The sequence below is a fragment of the Microbacterium sp. APC 3901 genome, from assembly GCF_030407765.1.
Classification (GTDB): domain Bacteria; phylum Actinomycetota; class Actinomycetes; order Actinomycetales; family Microbacteriaceae; genus Microbacterium.
This window is the reverse complement of sequence record NZ_JASDCU010000002.1, coordinates 131,447-153,002: the sequence shown is the minus strand read 5'-3', so window position 1 is coordinate 153,002 and position 21,556 is coordinate 131,447. Positions and strand designations below refer to the sequence as shown.

Here is a 21,556-nt window from a genome sequence, read left to right as displayed (position 1 = left end):
GCCTGGTCGGCTCGCCATGCGGGCGGAAGGACGGCCACGCACGGTGGGATACATAGATGTTGCAGGGGTCTCGCTGACCCTTCCTGACGGCAGGCCGTTGCTCGACGAGACGACGTTCCGCGTCGGGGCCGGTTCGACGAGCGCGCTCATCGGACCCAACGGGGCGGGGAAGACGACGCTGCTCCGCATCATCCGCGGCGATCAGGCCGCGGATGCCGGAGTCGTCACGATCGACGGCGGGCTCGGTGTGATGGATCAGTTCGTCGGCCACGGTGAGCCGGGGCAGACCGTTCACGGGCTGCTCGTCCGGGTGGCACCTCGGCGCATCCGCCAGGCGGCGCAGGCTCTCGAGGCGGCGGAGGACGCGCTGATCGAGCGAGACGAGCACAACACCCAGATGGCGTATGCGACGGCGATCGCCGAGTACGCGGATGCGGGCGGGTACGAGCACGAGACCGTCTGGGATCAGTGCACGGTCGCTGCTCTGGGCGTGGCGTACGAGCGAGCGCGCTTCCGCGAGCTCACGACTCTTTCGGGCGGCGAGCAGAAGCGGCTCGCTCTCGAAGCGCTCCTGCGCGGCCCCGATGAGGTGCTGCTGCTCGACGAACCCGACAACTACCTCGACGTGCCGACGAAGCGCTGGCTCGAGGAGCAGCTCAGACAGACGCCGAAGACCGTGCTGCTCGTCTCGCACGACCGAGAGCTGCTGGCGCGGGCGGTCGACCGGCTGATCACTCTCGAACCGGGCGGCGCCGGTGCGTCGGCGTGGGTGCACGGTGGGGGATTCGCGACCTACCACCAGGCTCGCAGCGACCGGATGGACAGGCTCGACGAGCTCCGTCGCCGGTGGGACGAGCAGCATGAGAAGCTGCGCACCCTCGTCGCGAATCTGAAGGTGAAGGCGTCGGCGAACGACGGATTCGCGTCGCGATATCAGGCCGCGCAGACCCGGCTGCGCAAGTTCGAGGAGGCGGGCCCGCCCGAGGAGCGACCACCGGCCCAGGACTTCGACATGCGACTGCGCGGTGCGCGCACGGGCAAGCGCGCGGTGGTCGCGCAGGCGCTGGAGCTCAGCGGTCTGATGCGGCCGTTCGATGCGGAGGTCTGGTACGGCGATCGGGTCGCCGTGCTCGGTTCGAACGGCTCGGGCAAGTCGCACTTCCTCCGTCTGCTCGCGCGCGGAGGCAGCGATCCGGACCCGACGCTGGGTCATGTGACCTCGACCGGCGAGCATCTCACGCCGGTCGAGCACAGCGGGCGAGCAACGCTCGGCGCGCGCGTCGTGCCGGGGCTGTTCGCTCAGACGCATGCGCATCCGGAGTTCGTCGGACGAACGCTGCTCGAGATCCTGCACCGAGGAGACGAACGGAGAGCAGGCATGCCGAGGGATGCAGCCAGCTCGGTGCTCGACCGCTACGGGCTCGTCCGCCAGGCGCAGCAGACCTTCGAATCGCTCTCCGGTGGACAGCAGGCGCGCTTTCAGGTGCTGCTGCTCGAGCTCTCGGGCGCGACGCTGCTGCTGCTCGACGAGCCGACCGACAACCTCGACATCGAATCCGCCGAGGCGCTCGAAGACGCTCTGCAGCGCTTCGAGGGCACCGTGCTCGCGGTCACCCACGATCGCTGGTTCGCGCGCTCGTTCGACCGGTTCCTCGTGTTCGGGTCGGAGGGAGAGGTCTACGAGTCCGACGTCCCGGTGTGGGACGAGCGTCGCGTGTCGCGGGCGCGCTGAGTCAGGGCAGGCGGAAAGGCGCGGCCGCGAGGGCGGACGGGTCGATCGCCAGATCTGCGAGCGTCGCACCCACGCCCGGTGCGAACTTGAACCCGTGCCCCGAGAAGCCCGCGCCCACCACGACCCGTCCCCGCCGATCGAGCACGAAGGCGCTGTCGTCCGTCGAGGTGTAGGTGCAGCTGATCGGCACCGCGGACGCCGGATCGAGACCGGGCAGCCATTCGCGCACGTAGGCCGCGAGAGCGTGCGCGCGCGTGACCGCGTGCGGGCGGGCGTCCGGATCGACGAGATCGCCCGCCCGGTGGAACCCGACCTTGACGCCTTCGCCCGGTGTCGGCATGCCGTACACCGTGGCCGGGTGGCGGTCGGTGTCGACGTAGTGATTGAAGGACGGCCAGGCGGATCCTCGCGCGGGCGTGAAGTGCGCGGGGAACTCCTCGGTGACCTCCAGGCGAGGCAGGCGGATGCCCGGCAGCATCCGCTCGGTCCAGGCGCCGACGGTGACGACGACGACGTCCGCCCGCACCCGACCATCGTCCAGCACGATGTCGACGCCCTCGTCGGTGTCGTCGATGCGCGCCACGGGGGTCTCCCAGCGCACCTCGCCTCCCGCCGCGACGATGCGGCGCTCGAGCTCGCCCAGCGCGGCGGAGGCCCTGGCGACGCCCGCATCGCGGGAGAACAGCACCTCATCGCTGAAGCGCATGCCCGACCAGCGCGATGATGCCTCGCCGGCCGTCAGGATCTCGGCGTGGATGCCTCGCTCGATCAGTCTCTGCCCGATCGCGACGATGTCGGCATCGCCGTGGGTCACCAGGCCGTGCAGACGCAGCAGCGGCTCGCCGTCGGGCTGCCCGAGGGCATCCCACCCCTCGCGCGCACGCATGAGCAGGTCGAGATAGTGCTCTTCGTCGTAGGCGTTGTTGAAGTTGCGCGTCGCGCCGTGCGATGCGCCCTGATGGTGTCCGCGGGCGAAGCGGTCGAAGACGACCGGCTTCATCCCTCGCCGCGTGAGCTCCCACGCGGTCGCGAGGCCCATCACACCGCCGCCGATGACGGCGACCTCCGTCGAATCCGACATATTGCCTCCCGGGCTCCATCTCAGTCTCCCAGCCGTCGGCGTCATCGCGTGCGCCCGGTAGTCTGGGGTGGTGACCATGGAGATCGAGCTCGGCCGAGGCAAGCGTGCGCGACGCGCGTACACGTTCGATGACATCGCGGTGGTGCCTTCGAGGCGCACCCGCAACCCGGAGGACGTGTCGACCGCGTGGACCATCGACGCCTTCGGCTTCGGCATCCCGGTGCTCGGCGCACCCATGGACTCCGTCGTGAGCCCGCAGACCGCGATCATGCTCGGACAGCTCGGCGGACTCGGCGTCCTCGACCTCGAGGGTCTGTGGACCCGCTACGAGAACCCCGAGCCGCTTCTGGCCGAGATCGCCGCCCTCGACGAGGGCGAGGCGACCGCGCGCATGCAGCAGCTCTACTCCGAGCCGATCAAGCCGGCGCTCATCACGCAGCGCCTCGCAGAGATCCGCGAGGCCGGCGTGACCGTCGCAGGGTCCCTGACTCCGCAGCGCACGCAGGAGTTCTACGACACCGTCGCCGCGGCGGGCGTCGACCTGTTCGTCATTCGCGGCACCACGGTGTCGGCTGAGCACGTCTCGAGCGTCGACGAACCACTGAACCTCAAGAAGTTCATCTACGACCTCGACGTTCCCGTCATCGTCGGCGGAGCCGCCACCTACACCGCGGCACTGCACCTGATGCGCACGGGGGCAGCCGGCGTCCTCGTCGGATTCGGTGGGGGAGCGGCATCGACCACTCGCGCCACGCTCGGCATCCATGCTCCGATGGCCACGGCCGTCTCGGATGTGGCCGCCGCTCGTCGTGATTACCTCGACGAGTCAGGCGGACGCTACGTGCACGTGATCGCGGACGGCGGAGTCGGAACATCGGGAGACATCGTCAAGGCGCTCGCGATGGGGGCCGACGCGGTCATGCTCGGCGTCGCGCTCGCCCGCGCCACGGACGCACCCGGCCGCGGTTTCCACTGGGGTCCTGAAGCGCACCACCCGAAGCTCCCTCGTGGCCGCCGCGTCGAGGTCGGCGGAATCGGCACGCTCGAGGAGATCCTCTACGGTCCTGCTCCCGTCGCCGACGGCACGTCGAACCTGATCGGGGCGCTCCGCAAGTCGATGGCCACCACCGGATACTCCGACCTCAAGGAGTTCCAGCGGGTCGAGGTCGTCCTCGCGCCCTACGAGGCCTGAGGCACGCACGACGCTGTGACTTCTGCTGCTCTTTTCCCGCCCACTCTCCGCGAGGTCATGCTCCGGGGGCGATGGATCGGGATGCTCGTGCTGTGCCTGGTGGTCGCCGGTGTGTTCGCGTGGCTCGGCCAATGGCAGCTCGAGCGGGCGATCGAGACGGATCCGCCTCCCGCCGGCGCGACCGAGCAGGTGCGTCCGCTGACCGATGTCGTCGAGCCGGGGCAGTATCTGCCCGAACCGCTCGTGGGGCAGAAGGTCGAGACGTCGGGCACCTGGATCCCCAACGACTTCCTCATCGTGTCGAGCAGATTCAATGACGACGTCGAAGGCTACTGGGTGACCGGTCAGCTGAGGGTCGCGGAGCGCACGTCGATAGCGGTGGCGATCGGCTGGACCGCCGACCGTGCGGTCGCCGATGCGGCCGTAGCAGAGCTGAACGAGGGCGACGCGGAGGTGTCGATCGTCGGACGGGTGATCTCCGACGAGGGGCCCGCCCTGCCCCCGAAGGACGATCCGCAGCGCATGGACCGGATGTCGACAGCCGCGCTCCTGAGCCACTGGCACGACATCGACGACCTCGATGTGTACCGACCGTATCTGGCCTCGGCCACCGCGACGGCAGGTCTCACCGACATCTCCTCGCCGGCGCCCGACGAGCAGTCGCCGGTGAACTGGCTCAACATCTTCTACGCCGCCGAGTGGGCGATCTTCGCCGGGTTCGCGTTCTATCTCTGGTACCGACTCGCCAAGGACCAGTGGGAGCGAGAGGTCGAGGAGTTCGAAGACGCCGTGGCCGCAGCCGGCGATCCCACCTGACCCGACCCGCATCCGCGCGGGGAGTTGCGCGCATCTGAGCGTCTGCCCGTACGATGTTCCACCTTCGTCAGGGGCGCCTTCGGACGTTCGGTGAGGGCTTGGTTACCAATCGGAAAACTCCGTTGAGGTTGTCCGAGGGCCTCCGTATGCTCGCTCACATGTGCGCCGGCTGAGAGCGCGCACAGCCGCGGTTTCACGAGAGCCGTCGCCAGACCCCACCCGAGGAGACAACACAGATGATGTCCGCTCCCGATGCCGCGAACCGCCAGGTTCCCGCGTCAGATCGCAGAAGTCGGGGGCGTCTCGGCGTTCTCGCCGCCACCTGCGTCGCCGCACTGGGCGCCAGCGCCCTGATCGTCGCGCCAGCCTCCGCAGATGTCTCGGGAACCGGGGTGGTGATCAACGAGGCCTATCTCTCCGGAGGCAGTGCCGGTGCGGCGTTCACGAACAAGTTCGTCGAGCTCTACAACCCCACGGCGGCGCCCGTCACCCTCGACGGGCTCTCGTTGCAGTACCGATCCGCGACGGGCACGGCAGCCTCCAACGGCGTCGCACCGCTGACCGGTGTCATCCCCGCGGGCGGCCATTATCTCGTGCAGGCAGGCAGCAACGGCGCCAACGGCGCCGCACTGCCCACGGCCGACGCCGTGAGCACTCTCAACCCGAGCGGCACGAACGGCACACTCGCACTCGTCGAGGGCACGGCGGCGATCACGCTGACACCCGGCTCGGTCACGGGTGTCGACGGCGTCATCGACGTGCTCGGCTATGGCAGCTCGAACACGTTCGAGACCGCCGCGGCCACGCCGCCGGCGGGCAACACCGACGTGAAGTCGCTCAACCGCACCGGCGGCAAGGACACCGACGACAACAGGGCCGACTTCAGCCTGTCGCCCAGCATCACGCCGCAGAACGCCGGCACGGCTCCCGATCCCGACCCTGAGCCCACCGAGGTGTCCATCGCCGACGTGCAGGGCACGACCGACGTCTCGCCGCTGAACGGCCAGACCGTCACGGTCGAGGGTGTCGTCACGGCCGACTACCGGACCGGCGGATACAAGGGCATCGTCATCCAGACCGAGGGCTCCGGCGGAGCGAACGACGCGACGCCGGGAGCCTCGGACGGCGTCTTCGTCTTCCTGAACGCGCTCGCCCCCACGCTCGCGATCGGAGACCTCGTCTCGATCACCGGCTCTGTCAGCGAGTACTTCGGCCAGACCCAGATCAACCCGGCATCGCTGAACGGCATCTCCGTCGTGCGGGCAGGCGTGGGCGTCCCTGAGACCACGCCTCTTCCCGACGCCGCAGTCGGCGTCGACCGCGAGCAGTACGAGAACATGTACGTGGCACCCGCAGGCACCTATCGCCTCGCGTCCAGCCACCAGCTCTTCAACTTCGGCACGCTCTGGCTGAACGCCGGCGCCGACCTGAACGTCAAGAGCACGGAGACCACGCGCCCGGGAGCCGAAGCCGCGGCGATCGCGGCGGCGAACCGCGCCAACCGCATCCTGCTCGACGACGGATGGTCGATCCAGGTCTCGAACAGCGGCCACCCGAACGACCAGCCGTACTTCACCGAGGACCTCGTCGTCCGCAACGGAGACACCGTCGACTTCGGCGACAACGGGTATGTGCTCCAGTACGGCTTCGACGACTGGCGTCTGCAGCCGGTCGTGCCGATCGACAGCGCCTCGTCCGCCGACCTGAAGGTGGGCTTCGAGGCGACGAACCCGCGCGCTGACGCGGCTCCGGCCGTGGGCGGCGATGTGCAGGTGGCATCGTTCAACGTCTTCAACTACTTCACGACGCTGAAGAGCGAGAACTCGAATGCCCGGGGCGCGGCGAACGCTGCTCAGTTCGAGATCCAGAAGTCGAAGATCGTCGCGGCGATCAACGGCCTGGACGCTGAGATCGTGTCGCTCATGGAGATCGAGAACTCGATCAAGCTGGGCGGCACCCTCGATGAGGCGCTCGACGACCTGGTCGACGGTCTCAACGATGCGCTGGGCAGCGAGGAGTGGGACTACGTCCGCACTCCCGACGAGTTGAACGACTCGGCGACGACCGACTTCATCACCAGCGCGATCATCTACAAGAAGGATGACGTGAGCACCGTAGGCGAGAGCCTCACGGTCACGGATGAGACGGTGTGGAGCAACGCTCGCGAGCCGATCGCGCAGGCCTTCGACATCGACGGCCGCGTCGTCACCGTGGTGTCGAATCACTTCAAGTCGAAGTCGGCGCCGGAGGGCGGTGGCACCGAGCCTGCTGACGGCCAGGGCTTCTTCAACGCCGATCGCGTGAAGCAGGCCGAGTCGCTCAAGGACTTCGCCACCGAGATCGAAGAGGTCACTGGCAGCAGCGACATCCTGCTCATCGGGGACTTCAACGCCTACGCGAAGGAAGACCCCATCGAGGTCTTCACGAGCGAAGGCTGGAGCGACGTCGCCCGCGAGAAGGCTCCCGAGGAGCACACCTACACGTTCGACGGCGAGCTCGGCTCGCTCGACCACGTTCTCGCATCGCCGTCGCTGGCCGAGTCGATCACGGGCGCAGGGGTGTGGAGCATCAACTCCCCCGAGTGGAGCGATCGCGGCTACGCGTTCGGCGCGACCGAGGCGGGCACGCCGTTCCGCTCCAGCGACCACGACCCGATCATCGTCGGAGTCTCGTCTGAGATCCCGCCGGTGAGCATCGACGTCGTCACGATGAACGATTTCCACGGGCGCATCGAAGCCGACGGGGCTGCGGCGGGCGCGGCGGTCGTCGCGGGAGCGGTGCAGCAGTTCCGCTCGGAGAACCCGAACACGATCTTCGCCGGCGTCGGCGACCTGATCGGCGCCTCGACGTTCACCTCGTTCATCAACGACGACAACCCCACGATCGACGCGCTCAACGCGGCCGGTCTCGATGTCAGCGCTGCGGGCAACCACGAGTTCGACCAGGGCTGGGGAGACCTGCGAGACCGTGTCCAGGACCGCGCGGACTGGGAGTACATCTCGTCGAACGTCTTCGTCACCGAGACCGGCGAGCCTGCGCTCGCACCGGCCTGGGTGAAGGAACTCGACGGCGTGCGCGTCGGCTTCGTCGGCGCAGTCACCGAAGACCTCGACTCGCTCGTGTCCCCTGAGGGCATCGCGGATCTCGAGGTGCGCAGCATCGTCGACTCGGTGAACGCCGTGGCCGACGACCTCCGCGACGGAGACGCCGCCAACGGAGAGGCGGATGTCGTCATCCTCCTCGTCCACGAGGGCGCATCCAGTGCCGAACTGTCGAGCATCACTCCGGACTCGCCTCTGGGCGAGATCGTCTACGGAGTCGATGACGACGTCGACGCGATCGTGTCGGCTCACACCCACCTCGCCTACAACCACGTCATCGACGGCCGTCCGGTCATCTCGGCGGGTCAGTACGGCGAGAACCTCGGTCTCATGAACCTCCAGGTCGACCCGAAGACGAAGGACCTGATCTCGATCACCAACGAGATCAAGCCCCTCACCTCGGGGGGAACCGCCCTGTACCCGGCGGTTCCGGAGGTCGCCGACATCGTCGCGAAGGCGAAGGCCGAGGCGGACGTGCTCGGCGCGGTCAAGGTCGGAGACATCACTGCCGACTTCAACCGCGCTCGTCAGACGAACGGCTCGGAGAACCGCGGTGGCGAATCCACCATCGGCAACTTCGTCGCCGACGTGCAGAAGTGGTCCACCGGTGCGGACATCGCGCTGATGAACCCGGGCGGCATCCGCGCCAACCTGACGTACGCCTCATCGAACGCGAACGACCCGAACGGCAACGTCACCTACCGCGAGGCCGCCACGGTGCAGCCGTTCGCGAACACGCTGGTGACGCTGTCGCTCACGGGCGAGCAGCTCGAGGGTGTGCTCGAAGAGCAGTGGCAGCCGGCCGGTTCGGCTCGTCCGTTCCTCAAGCTCGGCGTCTCGGAGGGACTCGTGTACACCTACGACCCCGCCGGGGCCCAGGGGTCGAGGATCACCTCGATCACGCTCGACGGCACGCCCATCGATCCGGCCGCGAGCTACACGGTCGCTGCGAACTCGTTCCTGGCAGCGGGTGGAGACAACTTCTTCACCTTCCGTGAGGGCGCGGGCAAGCGCGACACCGGCAAGATCGATCTGCAGTCGATGGTCGACTGGTTCGACGCGAACCAGACGGCGACTCCCGACCTCGCGCAGCGCGCGGTGGGTGTCTCGGTCAGCGCCCCGGATGCCGACGGCTACAGCGCCGGCGACCAGGTGACGGTCGCTCTCTCATCACTGGCGTTCAGCGCGGGGGAGCAGGCGCCGGGTGCGGTGACGCTGTCGCTCGGCGACACGCAGCTCGCTGCGGGTGCAGTCGACCCGACGATCGTCGACGCGACCGATGAGGCGGGGCGTGCGTCGCTCGGCTTCACGGTTCCGTCGGGCGTCTTCGGAGAGCGGCTGCTCACCGTCGCCGTCGCCGGGACGGGGACGACCGTGCAGGTGCCGTTCACGATCGCTGGCGAGGAACCGGTCGAGTTCGCCGGCTCGATCGACCTCGGCTCGTCGAAGGTGGCCGCGGGCAAGAAGCTCACGATCACGGGTGAGGGCTACCTGCCGGGTGAGAGCGTGACCGTCGAGCTGCGACCGAAGAAGGGATCGGCCGTCGAGGTCGGCTCCGTCCAGGTCAAGGCCGACGGCACCTTCTCCACCTCCGTGACGGTGCCGAAGAGCACTCAGCCCGGCAAGTACACGGTTGCGGTGTCGCAGGCAGACGGTGACGAGGCGACCGCGACGGTCACGGTCAACCGCGCAGGCGGCATCGGCGGGATCATCGGCGGCATCATCGACTGGCTGTGGGATCTCCTCAACGGCTGGTTCTGACCGCACCGGGCGGCACACCCGCCTCACACGCACGAAGGCCGTCGGGGCGATCCCGGCGGCCTTCGTCGTTCCCGAGGACGTCAGGGTGCCGCCGTGCAGCGCGGAGGAGGGATGTTAGGGTGCTGGCATGGGGGTAGCAGTCGAGGTCGATTTCGACCAGATACAGACCATGATCGATGTCCTGCTCGGGGCGCTTTCCGATCTGCAGGCCGAGGGCGCCGCTCTCGACAGTGCATCGCAGCTGATGCTCGCAGGGTGGGACGGCGAAGCCGCAGACGCCTACGAGAGTCGGCACGATCAGTGGCAAGCGGACCATACCTATACTCTCGACGAGCTGACGAGCGCGATCAGTGCCTTGCAGCGCGCGCTCGCAAGCTATCGCCACGCCGAAGCGACCATCATCGACCTCGTCGCCTGACCCGAGCACGGATGCCTCTCACATGACTCCCTCAGATGATCTGACCGCCCGCATCGACGCTCTCCGCGGTCAGTCCAGGCAGATCGCCGCGGACTTCTCGGCCGAGATGGCGCGACTGACGCGCGAGGTCGCTCAGCGTGGCCCACTCGTCGAGATCGAGGCCGATGCCCAGGGGCTCGTCTCGTCGGTCGCCGTCGATCCGAGCGGCTACATGAACGCGGCGGCCACCGCGCTCGCCGCAGCCACGGACTCCGCTCTTGCGCTCGCGGGCATCTCGGCCATGCCCGATGTCTCGGCGAAGGCGTACCAGGTCATGCAGCTGTTGCAGGGCGGGTTGCCGGCTGAGGATGCGATCGACGCCGTGGTAGCCGAACCCGAAGGCGAATCCGAGCGGCACGTCTTCCCCGAATTGACGGTCGCGGTCGACGCACTGGGTCAGTTCTCGGTCACGATCGACGCGGAATGGAGGGCGTCCGCCACCGCGGTCGAGTTCGCGGATGTCGTGAAGACGACCGTGAACACGGTGATCGCGCGACGCGCAGGTGCTGACGATGGGGGTAACGATGAGTGACGGGTACACGGTCGATACGGGGGTGCTGCGGGCTGACGCCGAACTCTGGCGGGGATGGGGCGACACTCTCGCGGCGGGAGCCGACAGCATCTCGGACACCTTCGAATACTGGGCGTTCTCGGATCAGCCGGGGTTCGAAGCCCTTCGCGACGAGTATCTCGCGGCGGCGGCCGACCTCCGGCAGAAGATCCGTGACGGCGGCACGCTCTTCCGTGCCATGGGGTCGCGGCTCGAGCAGGTGGCGGAGATCTATGAGAAGACCGAAGACGAGGTCGGCCGCGACATCAGGGGGGCGTGAGGTATGCATCCGGAGGCGATGGGGCAATGGATCATCGACGTGATCGATGATGGGCTGAGAGAGCTCGACAAGGCAGAGCGCGGGGCGCCGGCCGTGGCGCGCGCGTGGGCCGACAGCCTCTCGACGTTCGGCGTTCCCTGGCCGGACTGGGCGAAGGACGCCGCGTACCACGCAGCGATGGCAGCACTCCTCGCCAACATCGGGATCATGCGGGAGATCCTCAACGCGATGCGCGACAGGGTCGCACGCATGGGTCTTCCCACCGTTCTGCGCGCCGAAGCGGACAAGCTGGTGCAAGGCATCGGCAGTGTGCAGAGTCGCGTCGATGCGGAGTGCACGACGGCTCGGCTGGCCGGTCTGGGAAGCGGAGCATGGGACTCCGACGCGGCGCGGCACTACCTGTCGGCGTATGACCTCCATGAGGATCAGGTCGACGAACTCGAGACGTCGGTCGACGGGCTCGTGCGTGTGCTCCGGGATGCGGCAGCGTCACAGGACGCGTGGTACTCCTCGAACCTGTTCAACGCGATCGGCGGTGTGGTCGGCATCGCCGGACTCGTCGTAGCCATCATCGGCGGTTTCGCGACGCCTGTCGCATGGGTGGGACTGGCGATCGGCATCATCGGACTCCTGCTGAACGTGATCGGATACTTCATCGGACGAGGCGACTCGGAGTCTCGCGCATCCGTGCTCTCGGGTGTTCTCTCGTCCACCGCCCTGCCCTCGTGGCCCCAGCCCTCGTTCGCCTCATGAGCGGCGGCGGACCCGCGTCGCCGGGCTGGTATGACGTCCACCGACGCACCCAGAGGTGGTGGGACGGTCGCCAATGGACCGAGAACGTCATCCATCACGGGCGACCGACCACGGCCGCAGCACTCCGCACGGCGACGACCAGGATGCAGTGGATGTGGGTCGGAGTCGGCGTAGTCGCCTGGGCGGCGTTCCTCGTCTTCTCGTTCGCCTTCGGTCCGAGCGCTGCGTTCGCGCTCGCCCTGCTGCCGGTAGCCGGCACGGCGGCGATCGTCGCCGCCGCGATCACCGGGTCCCGGCTGATCGCGGCGCTTCCCCCTACGCCCGGTGGCCCGATCGCCTCCCGATGACGAGAGCGGTCAGGCTGAGGGGCTGACGACCTCGACCTCTGCCTGAGCGAGCGCGGTGGCGAAGGCAGGCGAAGGAGGAGCGTCCGTGACCAGGTAGTCGGCCCGGTCGAGGGTCGTGACCTGGGCGAACAGTCGTCGCCCGAACTTCGACGAGTCGGCGAGGATCGCGGTGCGGTCGGCGCGCTGGATCATCTCGGCCATCATGTTCGCGTCGCCCATGTTCGACGTCGAGAAGCCCGCCTCGTCGATGGCCCCCACGGCGATCAGCGCCAGATCGCAGCGGATGTCGACCTCCGGTCCCCCCGGGGTCATCATGAACGTGACGGGACCGGTGGTGGCCTGCGTGATCGCGCGGACGGCGCCGCCGAACACGTAGAGGTCGCGGAAGGCGGAGGGGGGGATCTCGGCGGGGATCCGCAGGTTGTTGGTGGCGATCGTGAGGTCGCGGTGATTGCGAAGAGCCCGCGCGAGGGCCAGCGTGGTGGTTCCGGCGTTGAGCATCACGACCGCTCCGTCGTCGATGAGTCCCGCGGCGAGGCGCGCGATCGTCTCCTTCTCCTCGGTCTGCATCCGCAGGCGGACGTCGAGCGCGCGGTCCTTCAGCTGCCCCTCCGCGCTGACAGCTCCTCCGTGGGTACGGATGACGACGCCCTCACGGTCGAGCTGGTCGAGATCACGACGGATCGTGTCGATCGAGACATGGAAGTGCTCGGCGAGGCCGCCGACGGTCACTTCTCCCACCTGCTCGACGTACGAGGCGAGATCCGCCTTCCGGCCCGCCGGGAGGCGGCGCTTGGGCGACGGTGCGGTTGCTTCCATGCACACATCTCTAGCACATAAGAGCGGCAAAGTCGGCAGAGTTCAGCAGAAAACAGCAGATTGGACGGGTCGGCACCGTCGCGTTCTGTGCCCGTCGTGACGGCGATGTAGCGATGGATCTGTGAGTACATCCATCGAATAGCGCAAAGAAACGCTTGACGTTTCGGCAAATGACGGCATAACATTGCTCAAAACCGCATGAACAAGCATCGAAGCGCGTATGCGGCACGATCTCGAAGAGGAGAAGTGATGATCACAGTGGGACGAGGGCGACGCATTCTCACGTTCGCGGGCGCCGCGACAGCAGCCGTGACAGTCCTGGCCGTGGCTGGGTGCGCGGCAGGCGACAGCGGAACCGACGGCGGGGACGGCGGAGACGTCACGATCGAATTCGCGCAGTGGTGGGAGCCCGAACTCCCCGACGGCGAGTTCCGGGCGCTCATCGATGAGTTCGAAGATGCGAACCCTGGCATCACGGTCGAGCTCGTGAGCGGACCCTACGCATCGACCAAGGAGCAGCTCTTCGCCGGAGCGGCGTCCGGCACGATGCCCGACGTCGTCGGCCTCGACGGCGCGTGGGTCAACGACTTCGCCTCTCAGGGCGTCATCGCAGACCTGAGCGCGCTCATGGAGGAATACGACTACGACGACAGCGAGCTCGCCAGCCAGATCCAGGTCGATGGCAGCACCTATATGATCCCGGTCGTGAACTTCGTCTACCCGATGTTCACGAACGACACCCTGCTGGCAGAGGCGGGCGTCACTGCTCCGCCCACCACCCGCACGGAGTTCGCGGATGCGGCGTCGAAGGTCTCGGCGCTCGGCGGCGATGTCTCGGGCTGGGTCCTCCCGCTGTCGCTGGAGGCTCCGAACGGCGTGCAGAACGACGTCATGTCGTGGGTCTGGGCCTCGGGCGGCTCGATGCTGAAAGACGGTCAGCCCGATCTGACCAACGACGACGTGACCTCTGCGGTCGATTTCATCGGCGGCATGTGGGACGACGGCTCGATCGCCTCGGGTTCCTTCACGATGAAGGAGCAGGACAAGGTCGAGGAGTTCACGAACGGCCGCGTCGGCATGATGATCGATTCGCTGGCGCACATCAATCTGATCCGCGAGACGAACCCCGACCTGCAGTTCTCGATCTCGGCGCTGCCGGCAGAGGACGGCTATGACGGCGAGCGGGGCATCCCCTACGCATCCTGGGGCATCGGCGTGGCCGAGAACTCGGAGCACAAGGAGGCCGCGTTCAAGCTGGTCGAGTTCCTGATGAGCGAGCAGACCAATTCGGAGCTCTCGACGATGGCCAACGCCTTCCCCGGCAACTCGACATCGGTTCCCGGATTCGTGGAGGACGATGAGCTGTTCGCGCAGGCGTTCGAGATCTACCAGGCCGGTTACCCCGCGAACGAGTTCACCGGCCTCCCCGTCGCCGAAGAGCTGATGCGTCAGCTCGGAGAGCAGCTGCAGTCGGCCTTCGACGGGCAGCAGTCGATCGACGACGCGCTCCAGAAGGCACAGGAGGAGTGGGTCGGCGAGTTCTGATCCACCGTCTCCCCACCTGAACGGGGTGCCGCACCGCGACGAGTGCGGTGCGGCACCCGACCAACCAAGGAGCACCGGTTCCCATGAGCCTGAAGATGTCCGACGACACCGAGGTGATCGTCACAGGGGTCGCGCTGTCGCGACGACGCCGACAGCTGCGCAAGACCACGGAGTCGTACGGATTCCTCTCCCCGACGATCATCCTGCTGTTCGTGCTGATGATCATCCCGATCGTGATGGTCATCGGGTACTCGTTCCAGGACAACGTGATCCTGAACAAGTCGCCCGAGTTCGTCGGAATCCGGAACTACGTCGAGATCCTCTCGGATCCCGGCTTCTGGAAGGCGACGGGCAACACCATCCTCTTCACGGTGGCGAGCGTCGCCGCTCACCTCGTGCTCGGACTCGCGTTCGCGATGATGCTCAACAGCCCGCTGCTCGGTCGGTTCTCTCGCTCCCTGTTCCGGGCTCTGTACGTGCTGCCGTGGCTCTTCACGGTCGCGGTGATCGCGGTGCTGTGGCGCATGCTCCTCGCTCCGAACGGCGTGGTGAACTTCCTGCTCAACACCGACATCGAGTGGCTCGCCTCTCCGCAGCTCGCGCTGGGCACCATCATCTTCATCAACATCTGGGCCGGCTACCCCTTCTTCATGGTGAGCCTGCTCGCAGGCCTCCAGGGTGTGCCTGCCGAACTGCACGAGGCCGCGACCGTCGACGGCGCGAACAGCCTGCAGCGGTTCTGGAACGTGACCATCCCGCAGCTGCGCCCCATCATCATCAGCCTCGTGCTGCTCGACCTGATCTGGACGTCGCAGCAGTTCGCCCTCATCTGGATGACCACGGGCGGCGGACCGATCGATGTCACAGAGGTCCTCAGCACCTTCACCTACAAGCTCGCCTTCGCCAAGTACGACTTCTCGCTCGCGGCGACCTCCGCGGTGCTGGTCCTGCTGATGTCGATGGTGCTCGCCGTGTTCTACGTCCGTCACCAGAAAGCGAGGGACTGATCATGGCTCTCACCGCCCTCGGCCAGCGCCGTGTCGCCAAGACCGGCCTGACCATCGGTCTCATCATCGGCGCTGTCTTCGCCGCCGGTCCCGTGCTGTGGATGCTGTCGAGTTCGTTCAAGTCGAACACCCAGATCTTCGAGCTGCCTCCGCGGCTGATCACCGACACCTTCTCGTTCGACGCCTACATCGCGATCTTCACGAACCCCGAGACCATGCGGTTCTTCCTGAACAGCTACATCGTGGCGGGGTCGGTCACAATACTCACCCTGCTGGTGGCGATCCAGGCGGCCTACGCGTTCAGCCGGTTCGAGTTCCGGGGCAAGCGCATCCTGAACGTCGTGATCGTCAGCGTGCAGGCCGTGCCGCCGATCACGCTGCTGATCCCGTACTTCGGGCTCATGGTCGCGCTCGGGCTGTACAACTCGTACCTCGGCCTGATCCTCACCTACATGGTGTTCACGCTTCCCTACGCGATCATCATGATGACCGGGTACTTCAACACCCTCCCGAAGGAGCTCGACGAAGCCGTCCGCGTCGACGGCGCCGGCTCCATGACTGCGCTCTGGCGGATCCTGGTGCCGATCTCGGTTCCCGGCATCGTCTCCGTCGGCATCTACACGTTCATGATCGCGTGGAACGAGTACCTCTTCGCGCTCACGCTGACGCGGACCATCGACATGCGCACCGTGCCCATCGGCATCCAGCTGCTCATGGGCCAGCACTCGTACGAGTGGAACCAGATCATGGCGATGAGCGTGCTCGGGTCGATCCCGGTGCTCATCCTCTTCCTCATCTTCCAGCGGTACTTCATCAGCGGTCTCACGGCGGGGTCCGTGAAGAGCTGACGTCGTCCGACGGACACACCACCACCACGAAACAGGAGAAACACGTGCTCTACACCGGCAAATCCATCCTCGATGTCGCCAACGAGAACAACTTCGCCATCCCGGCGTTCAACATCAGCGACTGGGCGATGTTCAACGGCGTCATGGACATCAGCGAGGAGAAGGCCGCCCCGGTCATCATCGCCATCCACCCCGACGAGGTGTCCCACATCACGACTGATCTGATCGCCGCGATGCACTCGCGTGCGCACCGCTCGAGCGTGCCCGTCGCGATCCACTGGGACCACGGCGGCAGCTACGAGCAGATCATCACGGCGATCAAGGCCGGCTTCACCTCCGTCATGATCGATGCGTCGCTGCTGCCGTTCGACGAGAACGTCGCGCTGACCCGCAAGGTCGTCGACGCCGCGCACGCCGTGGGCATCCAGGTCGAGGGCGAGCTGGGCACCATCGGGGCCAACGACAGCTACGGCGAGTCGGGCGCGGCAGAGATCATCTACACGAATCCGGCCGACGCGGTGCGCTTCGTCGAGGAGACCGGGGTCGACAGCCTCGCCATCGCGATCGGCACCTCGCACGGGCTGTACCCGAGCGACAAGAACCCCGAGCTGCGCCATGATCTGCTCGAAGAGATCAAGGCGGCGATCGGCATCCCCCTGGTGCTGCACGGCGGTTCGTCGAACCCCGATGCCGAGCTCCGCCGTGCGGTCGAGCTGGGCGTCAACAAGATCAACATCTCCAGCGACATCAAGGTCTCGTACCACAACCGCATGCGTGAGATCCTCGGCACCGATCGGCGTCTGCGCGAGCCGAACGCGATCCAGCCGATGGCGCTCGAAGCCATGAAGGCCACGGCTGCTGAGAAGATCGACCTGTTCGGTGCAGACGGCAAGGCCTCGCTGTACTGAACCTCGACCTCGGAAGGATGATCGGCGACGTGGACAGAACGCTCGTACTCGGACTCGGCGGCACCGTCGACTACGAGCTCACGTGGGATTCGTCGGTGTTCGACAGGCTGACGCACGCACACGGTGTGCGGCGGCACGAACTCACCACCACGGCGCCGATCATCGACGAACGCTCCCTGCTGGTTGCGGTGCTGGCGTTCGTCGCCTCGGGAACAGGTGCGGAGAGGTTCGTCGCATCGTCTCAGGTGATCGAGGACTTCGTGTCGCACTTCGAGCACTCGATCACCCTCGGGGGCACCGGTGTGCGGGCAGGCCTCGTACTCGATGCGCTCGGCATCCCGAGCGTCCAGCACCTCGTCAGCATCGACGACAACGTACGCCGTCTGCTGCCGGAGTCGATCTCCTACATCTCGTCGGCGACAGAGGACACACTCGATCCGCACCTCATCGTGCAGTACCCGGTCGGTGCGCACGTGCGGCTGACGGACGGCGATGTGGTCTCGCCCGCCCCCAACCGACTGATCTTCGCCAATGATCCGCCGAACAGGCGGATGCTGCTCTCCGGCGACCTCTCGTCCGCTCTCAGCGACGCAGGAGTCTTCCTGGTCTCGGGGTTCAACACCATGCAGGATCACGACCTGCTCGAACTCCGGCTGGCCGAGGTGCAGCGGGCCATGCGGAGTCTTCCGCACGACTCCCTCGTCTACTACGAGGACGCAGGGTTCTACACCCGCGACTTCGCCGAGACGGTGCGTGCACGACTGCTGCCGCAGATCGACGTCTACGGCATGAACGAGGACGAGCTGCAGGAGTATCTGGGGCGTTCCGTGAACCTCCTCGACCCGGCCGACGTCATCCGCGCGCTCCTCGAGGCGCACATGATCATCCCGGCGCGGGCGCTGGTCGTGCACACCCGGTACTGGGCGTTCGCGACAGGGCCGGATGCGGTTCGACATCGTGCCGCGCTCGACAGCGCCGTGAGAGTCGCCGCCACCCGCTACCGCGTCGGCGACGCACTGCGGGCGGACGACGTCGATGAGACGGCTGCGATGCCCCGCCACGGGGGAGGGGAGGCCCTGGTCGCCGCAGTCGAGGCCGCTCTGCCGGATGCCGTCGGCGTCGCGGCATTCTCACTCGATGTCGCATCGCCCACCACCGTCGGTCTCGGAGACACGTTCGTCGGCGGCTTCCTCGCGGGAGCCGTGCGATCGAAGGAGCACGCGTGAACCCCATCCTGCTGCCGTCGAATAGGCCGGCCGAGCGCTTCTACCGTGGCGGCGCGCGCATCAGCGCCTTCCGAGGCGACGGCGGTGATGCGCCTCGGGAGCCCGAGGACTGGATCGGGTCGACGACCACGGTTCGCGGCGAGCCCGAGCTCGGTCTCACCACGCTCCCCGACGGTCGCGTGCTGCGTGACGCCGTCGAGCAGGATCCGATCACCTGGCTGGGCGACGAGCACGTCGCGCGGTGGGGCGCCGACACGCGGCTGCTGGTGAAGCTGCTGGATGCGGGACAACGGCTGCCCGTGCATGCGCACCCGCATGACGACTTCGCGGCGGCGCATCTCGGCCGCGCGCATGGAAAGGCCGAGGCCTGGTACATCCTGCAGGGCGGAACGGTGCACGTCGGCCTGCGTCAGGGCGTCGAGGCCGCTGATCTCGCCGCCCTCGTCGATCGGCAGGACGCGACGACGTTGCTCGGTCTGCTGCACGAGGTCGAGGTCGCACCGGGTGACGTGGTCTGGGTGCCGCCGGGCGAGCTGCATGCGATCGGGGCCGGTGTGCTGCTGCTCGAGCTGCAGCAGCCGGAGGACCTGTCGATCCTGCTCGAGTGGGGGGACTTCGCAATCGACGGCGCGGCTGTCGGGCACCTCGGCCTCGGCTTCGCCCTCGCGCTCGCCGCGGTGAACAGGGCGGCGCGATCACGCGACGAGCTCCGGATGCTCGTGAGCACGGCCCCCGGGTCCGGGTCCGTGTTTCCCGTGGCTGCCGACGAGTACTTCCGGCTCGAGCGGATTCCCGTCGACGGTGCGGCTGTGGTCGGACGCGGTTTCGCGATCGTGATCGTGAGTCGGGGGGAGGTCATGATCGACGGTCGGCGGCTCTGTGCCGGCTCCTCGCTGCTCGTGCCGGACGCCGCCGGAGCACTCGACGCGACCGGCGCGGGGGAGCTGCTGGTGGCGCGCCCACCTGCTCCCTGAGCCGCAATCGCCCCGGATCCTCCCCGGCTAGACTGGAGTCATGCCCGAACCGAAAGTCGCCAGCTTTCCGGCGATCCGTGGTGCGCTGAAGTTCTACCAGATCGCGTCGATCATCACCGGAGTCATGCTGCTCCTGCTGGTCACCGAGATGGTGCTGAAGTACACGCCGATCCATCTCGAACTGTTCGTCGGCGGGTCTGGTGGGCCCGTGTGGTTCGCCGGCGTCCTCGCCGGGGCGGACTGCCAGTGGTGGTCGCTCTTCGCACCCTGGACGAACTCGTGCGAGATGACCTCCCTCGGCGACGGATTCAACGTGTCGCTGTTCATCCTCGTCGCCCACGGCTGGTTCTACGTCGTGTACCTGTTCGCGTGCTTCCGCATGTGGAGCCTGATGCGCTGGCCGTTCCCGCGGTTCATCCTGCTCGCGCTCGGCGGTGTCATCCCGCTGCTGTCGTTCTTCATGGAGGCCATCGTCGCCCGTGAAGTCAAGACCTACCTCGCCACCCGTGAGGCCGCTGAGGCCTCCGCCCCTGTTACGGAAGGTGCCCGTTGACCGAGCAGTCCGAGACCCAGCAGCGCCCCGCACTCGTCGTCGATTTCGGCGCGCAGTACGCTCAGCTGATCGCCCGTCGAGTGCGTGAGGCCGGTGTCTACAGCGAGATCGTGCCGCACACCGCCACGGCCGCGGAGATCGCCGAGAAGAACCCGGTCGCGATCATCCTCTCTGGTGGTCCGTCATCGGTCTACGAGGAGGGCGCTCCCCGCCTCGACCCCGCCGTCTTCGATCTCGGCGTGCCCACGCTCGGCATCTGCTACGGCTTCCAGTACATGGCGCAGACCCTGGGTGGCGAGGTCGCGAACACCGGCCTCCGCGAGTACGGCGCGACGGATGCCGTCATCTCGGGTGACGGCGGCACGCTGCTCGCCGGCCAGCCCGCCGAGCAGAACGTATGGATGAGCCATGGCGACCAGGTCGCCAAGGCGCCGGAGGGCTTCGACGTGCTCGCCACGACCGACGCCACCAAGGTCGCGGCGTTCGCGAACGAGGAGCGTGGCTTCTACGGCGTGCAGTGGCACCCCGAGGTGAAGCACTCCGACCACGGCCAGCGTGTGATCGAGAACTTCCTGCACAAGGGTGCGGGACTCGCCTCCGACTGGAACAGCGACAACGTGATCGCCGAGCAGGTCGAGCGCATCCGCGAGCAGGTGGGTGACGCGCGCGTCATCTCGGCGCTCTCCGGCGGCGTCGACTCGGCGGTCTCGACTGCCCTCGTGCACAAGGCGATCGGCGACCAGCTCACCGCGGTGTTCGTCGACCACGGGCTCCTCCGCAAGGGCGAGCGCGAGCAGGTCGAGAAGGACTACGTCGAGTCGACCGGAGTCCGTCTGATCACGGTCGACGCGGCAGACGTCTTCCTCGGTCACCTCGCGGGCGTCACCGACCCGGAGGAGAAGCGCAAGATCATCGGTCGCGAGTTCATCCGCGCCTTCGAGAAGGTGCAGCTCGACCTCGTCGCCGAGGCGAAGGCCTCGGGCGGCGCCCCGGTCAAGTTCCTCGTGCAGGGCACCCTCTACCCCGATGTCGTCGAGTCCGGCGGCGGCGCAGGCACCGCGAACATCAAGTCGCACCACAACGTCGGCGGGCTCCCCGACGACCTCGATTTCGAGCTCATCGAGCCGCTGCGCGCCCTGTTCAAGGACGAGGTCCGCGCGATCGGGCGCGAGCTCGGCATCCCCGAGGCGATCGTCGGCCGCCAGCCGTTCCCCGGACCCGGCCTCGGCATCCGCATCATCGGCGAGGTCACGCAGGATCGCCTCGAGATCCTGCGCGAAGCCGATGCGATCGCGCGTGAGGAGCTCACCAAGGCGGGCCTCGACCAGGACATCTGGCAGTGCCCCGTCGTGCTGCTCGCCGATGTGCGCTCGGTGGGCGTGCAGGGCGACGGCCGCACCTACGGCCACCCGATCGTGCTGCGTCCGGTGTCGAGCGAAGACGCCATGACCGCCGACTGGACCCGTCTGCCGTACGACGTGCTCTCGAAGATCTCGAACCGCATCACCAACGGCGTTCGCGACGTCAACCGCGTCGTGCTGGACGTGACGTCGAAGCCGCCGGGGACCATCGAGTGGGAGTGACGAAGGAGCTCCCACTCGCGTAG

General features: G+C 67.3%; 19 protein-coding genes. 17 read left to right on the top strand and 2 right to left on the bottom strand.

The genetic code is table 11. The features are described 5' to 3' along the window. Positions 1-43 precede the first annotated feature (43 nt). A complete protein-coding gene (locus tag QMA07_RS02260; RefSeq protein ID WP_290159683.1) occupies positions 44-1,732 on the top strand; it encodes an ATP-binding cassette domain-containing protein in 1,689 nt (562 codons plus the stop codon). Between the two features lies 1 nt (position 1,733). On the opposite strand, the gene QMA07_RS02255 is transcribed toward QMA07_RS02260, so the two are convergent. Beyond that, positions 1,734-2,813 carry an FAD-dependent oxidoreductase gene (locus tag QMA07_RS02255; RefSeq protein WP_290159681.1) on the bottom strand — a complete coding sequence of 360 codons (1,080 nt, stop codon included), beginning with the start codon at positions 2,811-2,813 and terminating at the stop codon, positions 1,734-1,736. 76 nt (positions 2,814-2,889) lie between these two features. On the opposite strand from QMA07_RS02255, the gene QMA07_RS02250 reads away from it, so the two are divergent. The 8 genes from QMA07_RS02250 (at position 2,890) to QMA07_RS02215 (ending at position 12,070) form a co-directional block, all read left to right on the top strand. Further along, a complete protein-coding gene (locus QMA07_RS02250) occupies positions 2,890-4,005 on the top strand; it encodes a GuaB3 family IMP dehydrogenase-related protein (protein WP_042539210.1) in 1,116 nt (371 codons plus the stop codon). A gap of 57 nt (positions 4,006-4,062) precedes the next feature. Continuing rightward, positions 4,063-4,821: an SURF1 family cytochrome oxidase biogenesis protein gene (locus QMA07_RS02245; protein ID WP_290159940.1), complete on the top strand. Its 759-nt coding sequence runs from the start codon at positions 4,063-4,065 to the stop codon at positions 4,819-4,821. A 236-nt stretch (positions 4,822-5,057) separates the two neighbouring features. Then, entirely contained in the window at positions 5,058-9,683 is a 4,626-nt protein-coding gene (locus QMA07_RS02240) for an ExeM/NucH family extracellular endonuclease (RefSeq protein ID WP_290159679.1), read from the top strand. Between the two features lie 127 nt (positions 9,684-9,810). Continuing rightward, the gene (locus QMA07_RS02235; protein ID WP_290159678.1) at positions 9,811-10,101 is read left to right on the top strand and encodes a WXG100 family type VII secretion target; all 291 of its coding nucleotides are present in this window, start codon (positions 9,811-9,813) and stop codon (positions 10,099-10,101) included. 22 nt (positions 10,102-10,123) lie between these two features. Further along, on the top strand, positions 10,124-10,672 hold the full coding sequence (locus QMA07_RS02230; protein WP_290159677.1) for a hypothetical protein: 549 nt from the start codon (positions 10,124-10,126) through the stop codon (positions 10,670-10,672). Further along, the gene (locus tag QMA07_RS02225; RefSeq protein ID WP_290159676.1) at positions 10,665-10,970 is read left to right on the top strand and encodes a hypothetical protein; all 306 of its coding nucleotides are present in this window, start codon (positions 10,665-10,667) and stop codon (positions 10,968-10,970) included. The genes QMA07_RS02230 and QMA07_RS02225 overlap by 8 nt, the downstream gene beginning before the upstream one ends. A gap of 3 nt (positions 10,971-10,973) precedes the next feature. Beyond that, positions 10,974-11,723 carry a hypothetical protein gene (locus QMA07_RS02220; RefSeq protein ID WP_290159674.1) on the top strand — a complete coding sequence of 250 codons (750 nt, stop codon included), beginning with the start codon at positions 10,974-10,976 and terminating at the stop codon, positions 11,721-11,723. Next, positions 11,720-12,070: a DUF2510 domain-containing protein gene (locus tag QMA07_RS02215; protein WP_290159673.1), complete on the top strand. Its 351-nt coding sequence runs from the start codon at positions 11,720-11,722 to the stop codon at positions 12,068-12,070. The genes QMA07_RS02220 and QMA07_RS02215 overlap by 4 nt, the downstream gene beginning before the upstream one ends. A 9-nt stretch (positions 12,071-12,079) precedes the next feature. Here QMA07_RS02215 and QMA07_RS02210 read toward each other — a convergent pair whose 3' ends face one another. Continuing rightward, a complete protein-coding gene (locus tag QMA07_RS02210) occupies positions 12,080-12,889 on the bottom strand; it encodes a DeoR/GlpR family DNA-binding transcription regulator (protein ID WP_290159671.1) in 810 nt (269 codons plus the stop codon). A 249-nt stretch (positions 12,890-13,138) separates the two neighbouring features. Between QMA07_RS02210 and QMA07_RS02205 the strand changes: the two genes are divergently transcribed. From QMA07_RS02205 to guaA, 8 genes are all read left to right on the top strand, one after another. Then, complete coding sequence (locus tag QMA07_RS02205; RefSeq protein WP_290159670.1) at positions 13,139-14,434, top strand: sugar ABC transporter substrate-binding protein; 1,296 nt, start codon at positions 13,139-13,141, stop codon at positions 14,432-14,434. Between the two features lie 83 nt (positions 14,435-14,517). Next, on the top strand, positions 14,518-15,441 hold the full coding sequence (locus QMA07_RS02200; protein WP_290159669.1) for a sugar ABC transporter permease: 924 nt from the start codon (positions 14,518-14,520) through the stop codon (positions 15,439-15,441). 2 nt (positions 15,442-15,443) lie between these two features. Next, positions 15,444-16,289 carry a carbohydrate ABC transporter permease gene (locus QMA07_RS02195; protein ID WP_290159668.1) on the top strand — a complete coding sequence of 282 codons (846 nt, stop codon included), beginning with the start codon at positions 15,444-15,446 and terminating at the stop codon, positions 16,287-16,289. A 44-nt stretch (positions 16,290-16,333) separates the two neighbouring features. Continuing rightward, positions 16,334-17,197, top strand: coding sequence for a ketose-bisphosphate aldolase (locus tag QMA07_RS02190; protein WP_290159667.1), 864 nt, complete (start codon positions 16,334-16,336; stop codon positions 17,195-17,197). 29 nt (positions 17,198-17,226) lie between these two features. Further along, complete coding sequence (locus tag QMA07_RS02185) at positions 17,227-18,423, top strand: ADP-dependent glucokinase/phosphofructokinase (protein WP_290159666.1); 1,197 nt, start codon at positions 17,227-17,229, stop codon at positions 18,421-18,423. Beyond that, positions 18,420-19,397: a carbohydrate kinase gene (locus QMA07_RS02180; RefSeq protein ID WP_290159665.1), complete on the top strand. Its 978-nt coding sequence runs from the start codon at positions 18,420-18,422 to the stop codon at positions 19,395-19,397. Before QMA07_RS02185 ends, QMA07_RS02180 begins: the two co-directional genes overlap by 4 nt. Before the next feature lie 40 nt (positions 19,398-19,437). Beyond that, positions 19,438-19,950: a DUF3817 domain-containing protein gene (locus tag QMA07_RS02175; protein WP_290159663.1), complete on the top strand. Its 513-nt coding sequence runs from the start codon at positions 19,438-19,440 to the stop codon at positions 19,948-19,950. Continuing rightward, entirely contained in the window at positions 19,947-21,533 is a 1,587-nt protein-coding gene (gene guaA, locus QMA07_RS02170; RefSeq protein WP_290159661.1) for a glutamine-hydrolyzing GMP synthase, read from the top strand. The genes QMA07_RS02175 and guaA overlap by 4 nt, the downstream gene beginning before the upstream one ends. Positions 21,534-21,556: the final 23 nt, after the last annotated feature.

Excerpts from the sequence above, each read along its gene's own strand:
- QMA07_RS02225 (WP_290159676.1), top strand. The coding sequence starts at position 10,665 with ATGAGTGACGGGTACACGGTCGATACGGGGGTGCTGCGGGCTGACGCC.
- QMA07_RS02195 (WP_290159668.1), top strand. The coding sequence starts at position 15,444 with ATGGCTCTCACCGCCCTCGGCCAGCGCCGTGTCGCCAAGACCGGCCTG.
- QMA07_RS02200 (WP_290159669.1), top strand. The coding sequence starts at position 14,518 with ATGAGCCTGAAGATGTCCGACGACACCGAGGTGATCGTCACAGGGGTC.
- QMA07_RS02210 (WP_290159671.1), bottom strand. The coding sequence starts at position 12,889 with ATGGAAGCAACCGCACCGTCGCCCAAGCGCCGCCTCCCGGCGGGCCGG.
- QMA07_RS02175 (WP_290159663.1), top strand. The coding sequence starts at position 19,438 with ATGCCCGAACCGAAAGTCGCCAGCTTTCCGGCGATCCGTGGTGCGCTG.
- QMA07_RS02205 (WP_290159670.1), top strand. The coding sequence starts at position 13,139 with ATGATCACAGTGGGACGAGGGCGACGCATTCTCACGTTCGCGGGCGCC.
- QMA07_RS02245 (WP_290159940.1), top strand. The coding sequence starts at position 4,063 with ATGCTCCGGGGGCGATGGATCGGGATGCTCGTGCTGTGCCTGGTGGTC.
- QMA07_RS02240 (WP_290159679.1), top strand. The coding sequence starts at position 5,058 with ATGATGTCCGCTCCCGATGCCGCGAACCGCCAGGTTCCCGCGTCAGAT.
- QMA07_RS02235 (WP_290159678.1), top strand. The coding sequence starts at position 9,811 with ATGGGGGTAGCAGTCGAGGTCGATTTCGACCAGATACAGACCATGATC.
- QMA07_RS02220 (WP_290159674.1), top strand. The coding sequence starts at position 10,974 with ATGCATCCGGAGGCGATGGGGCAATGGATCATCGACGTGATCGATGAT.
- QMA07_RS02215 (WP_290159673.1), top strand. The coding sequence starts at position 11,720 with ATGAGCGGCGGCGGACCCGCGTCGCCGGGCTGGTATGACGTCCACCGA.
- QMA07_RS02255 (WP_290159681.1), bottom strand. The coding sequence starts at position 2,813 with ATGTCGGATTCGACGGAGGTCGCCGTCATCGGCGGCGGTGTGATGGGC.
- QMA07_RS02250 (WP_042539210.1), top strand. The coding sequence starts at position 2,890 with ATGGAGATCGAGCTCGGCCGAGGCAAGCGTGCGCGACGCGCGTACACG.
- QMA07_RS02230 (WP_290159677.1), top strand. The coding sequence starts at position 10,124 with ATGACTCCCTCAGATGATCTGACCGCCCGCATCGACGCTCTCCGCGGT.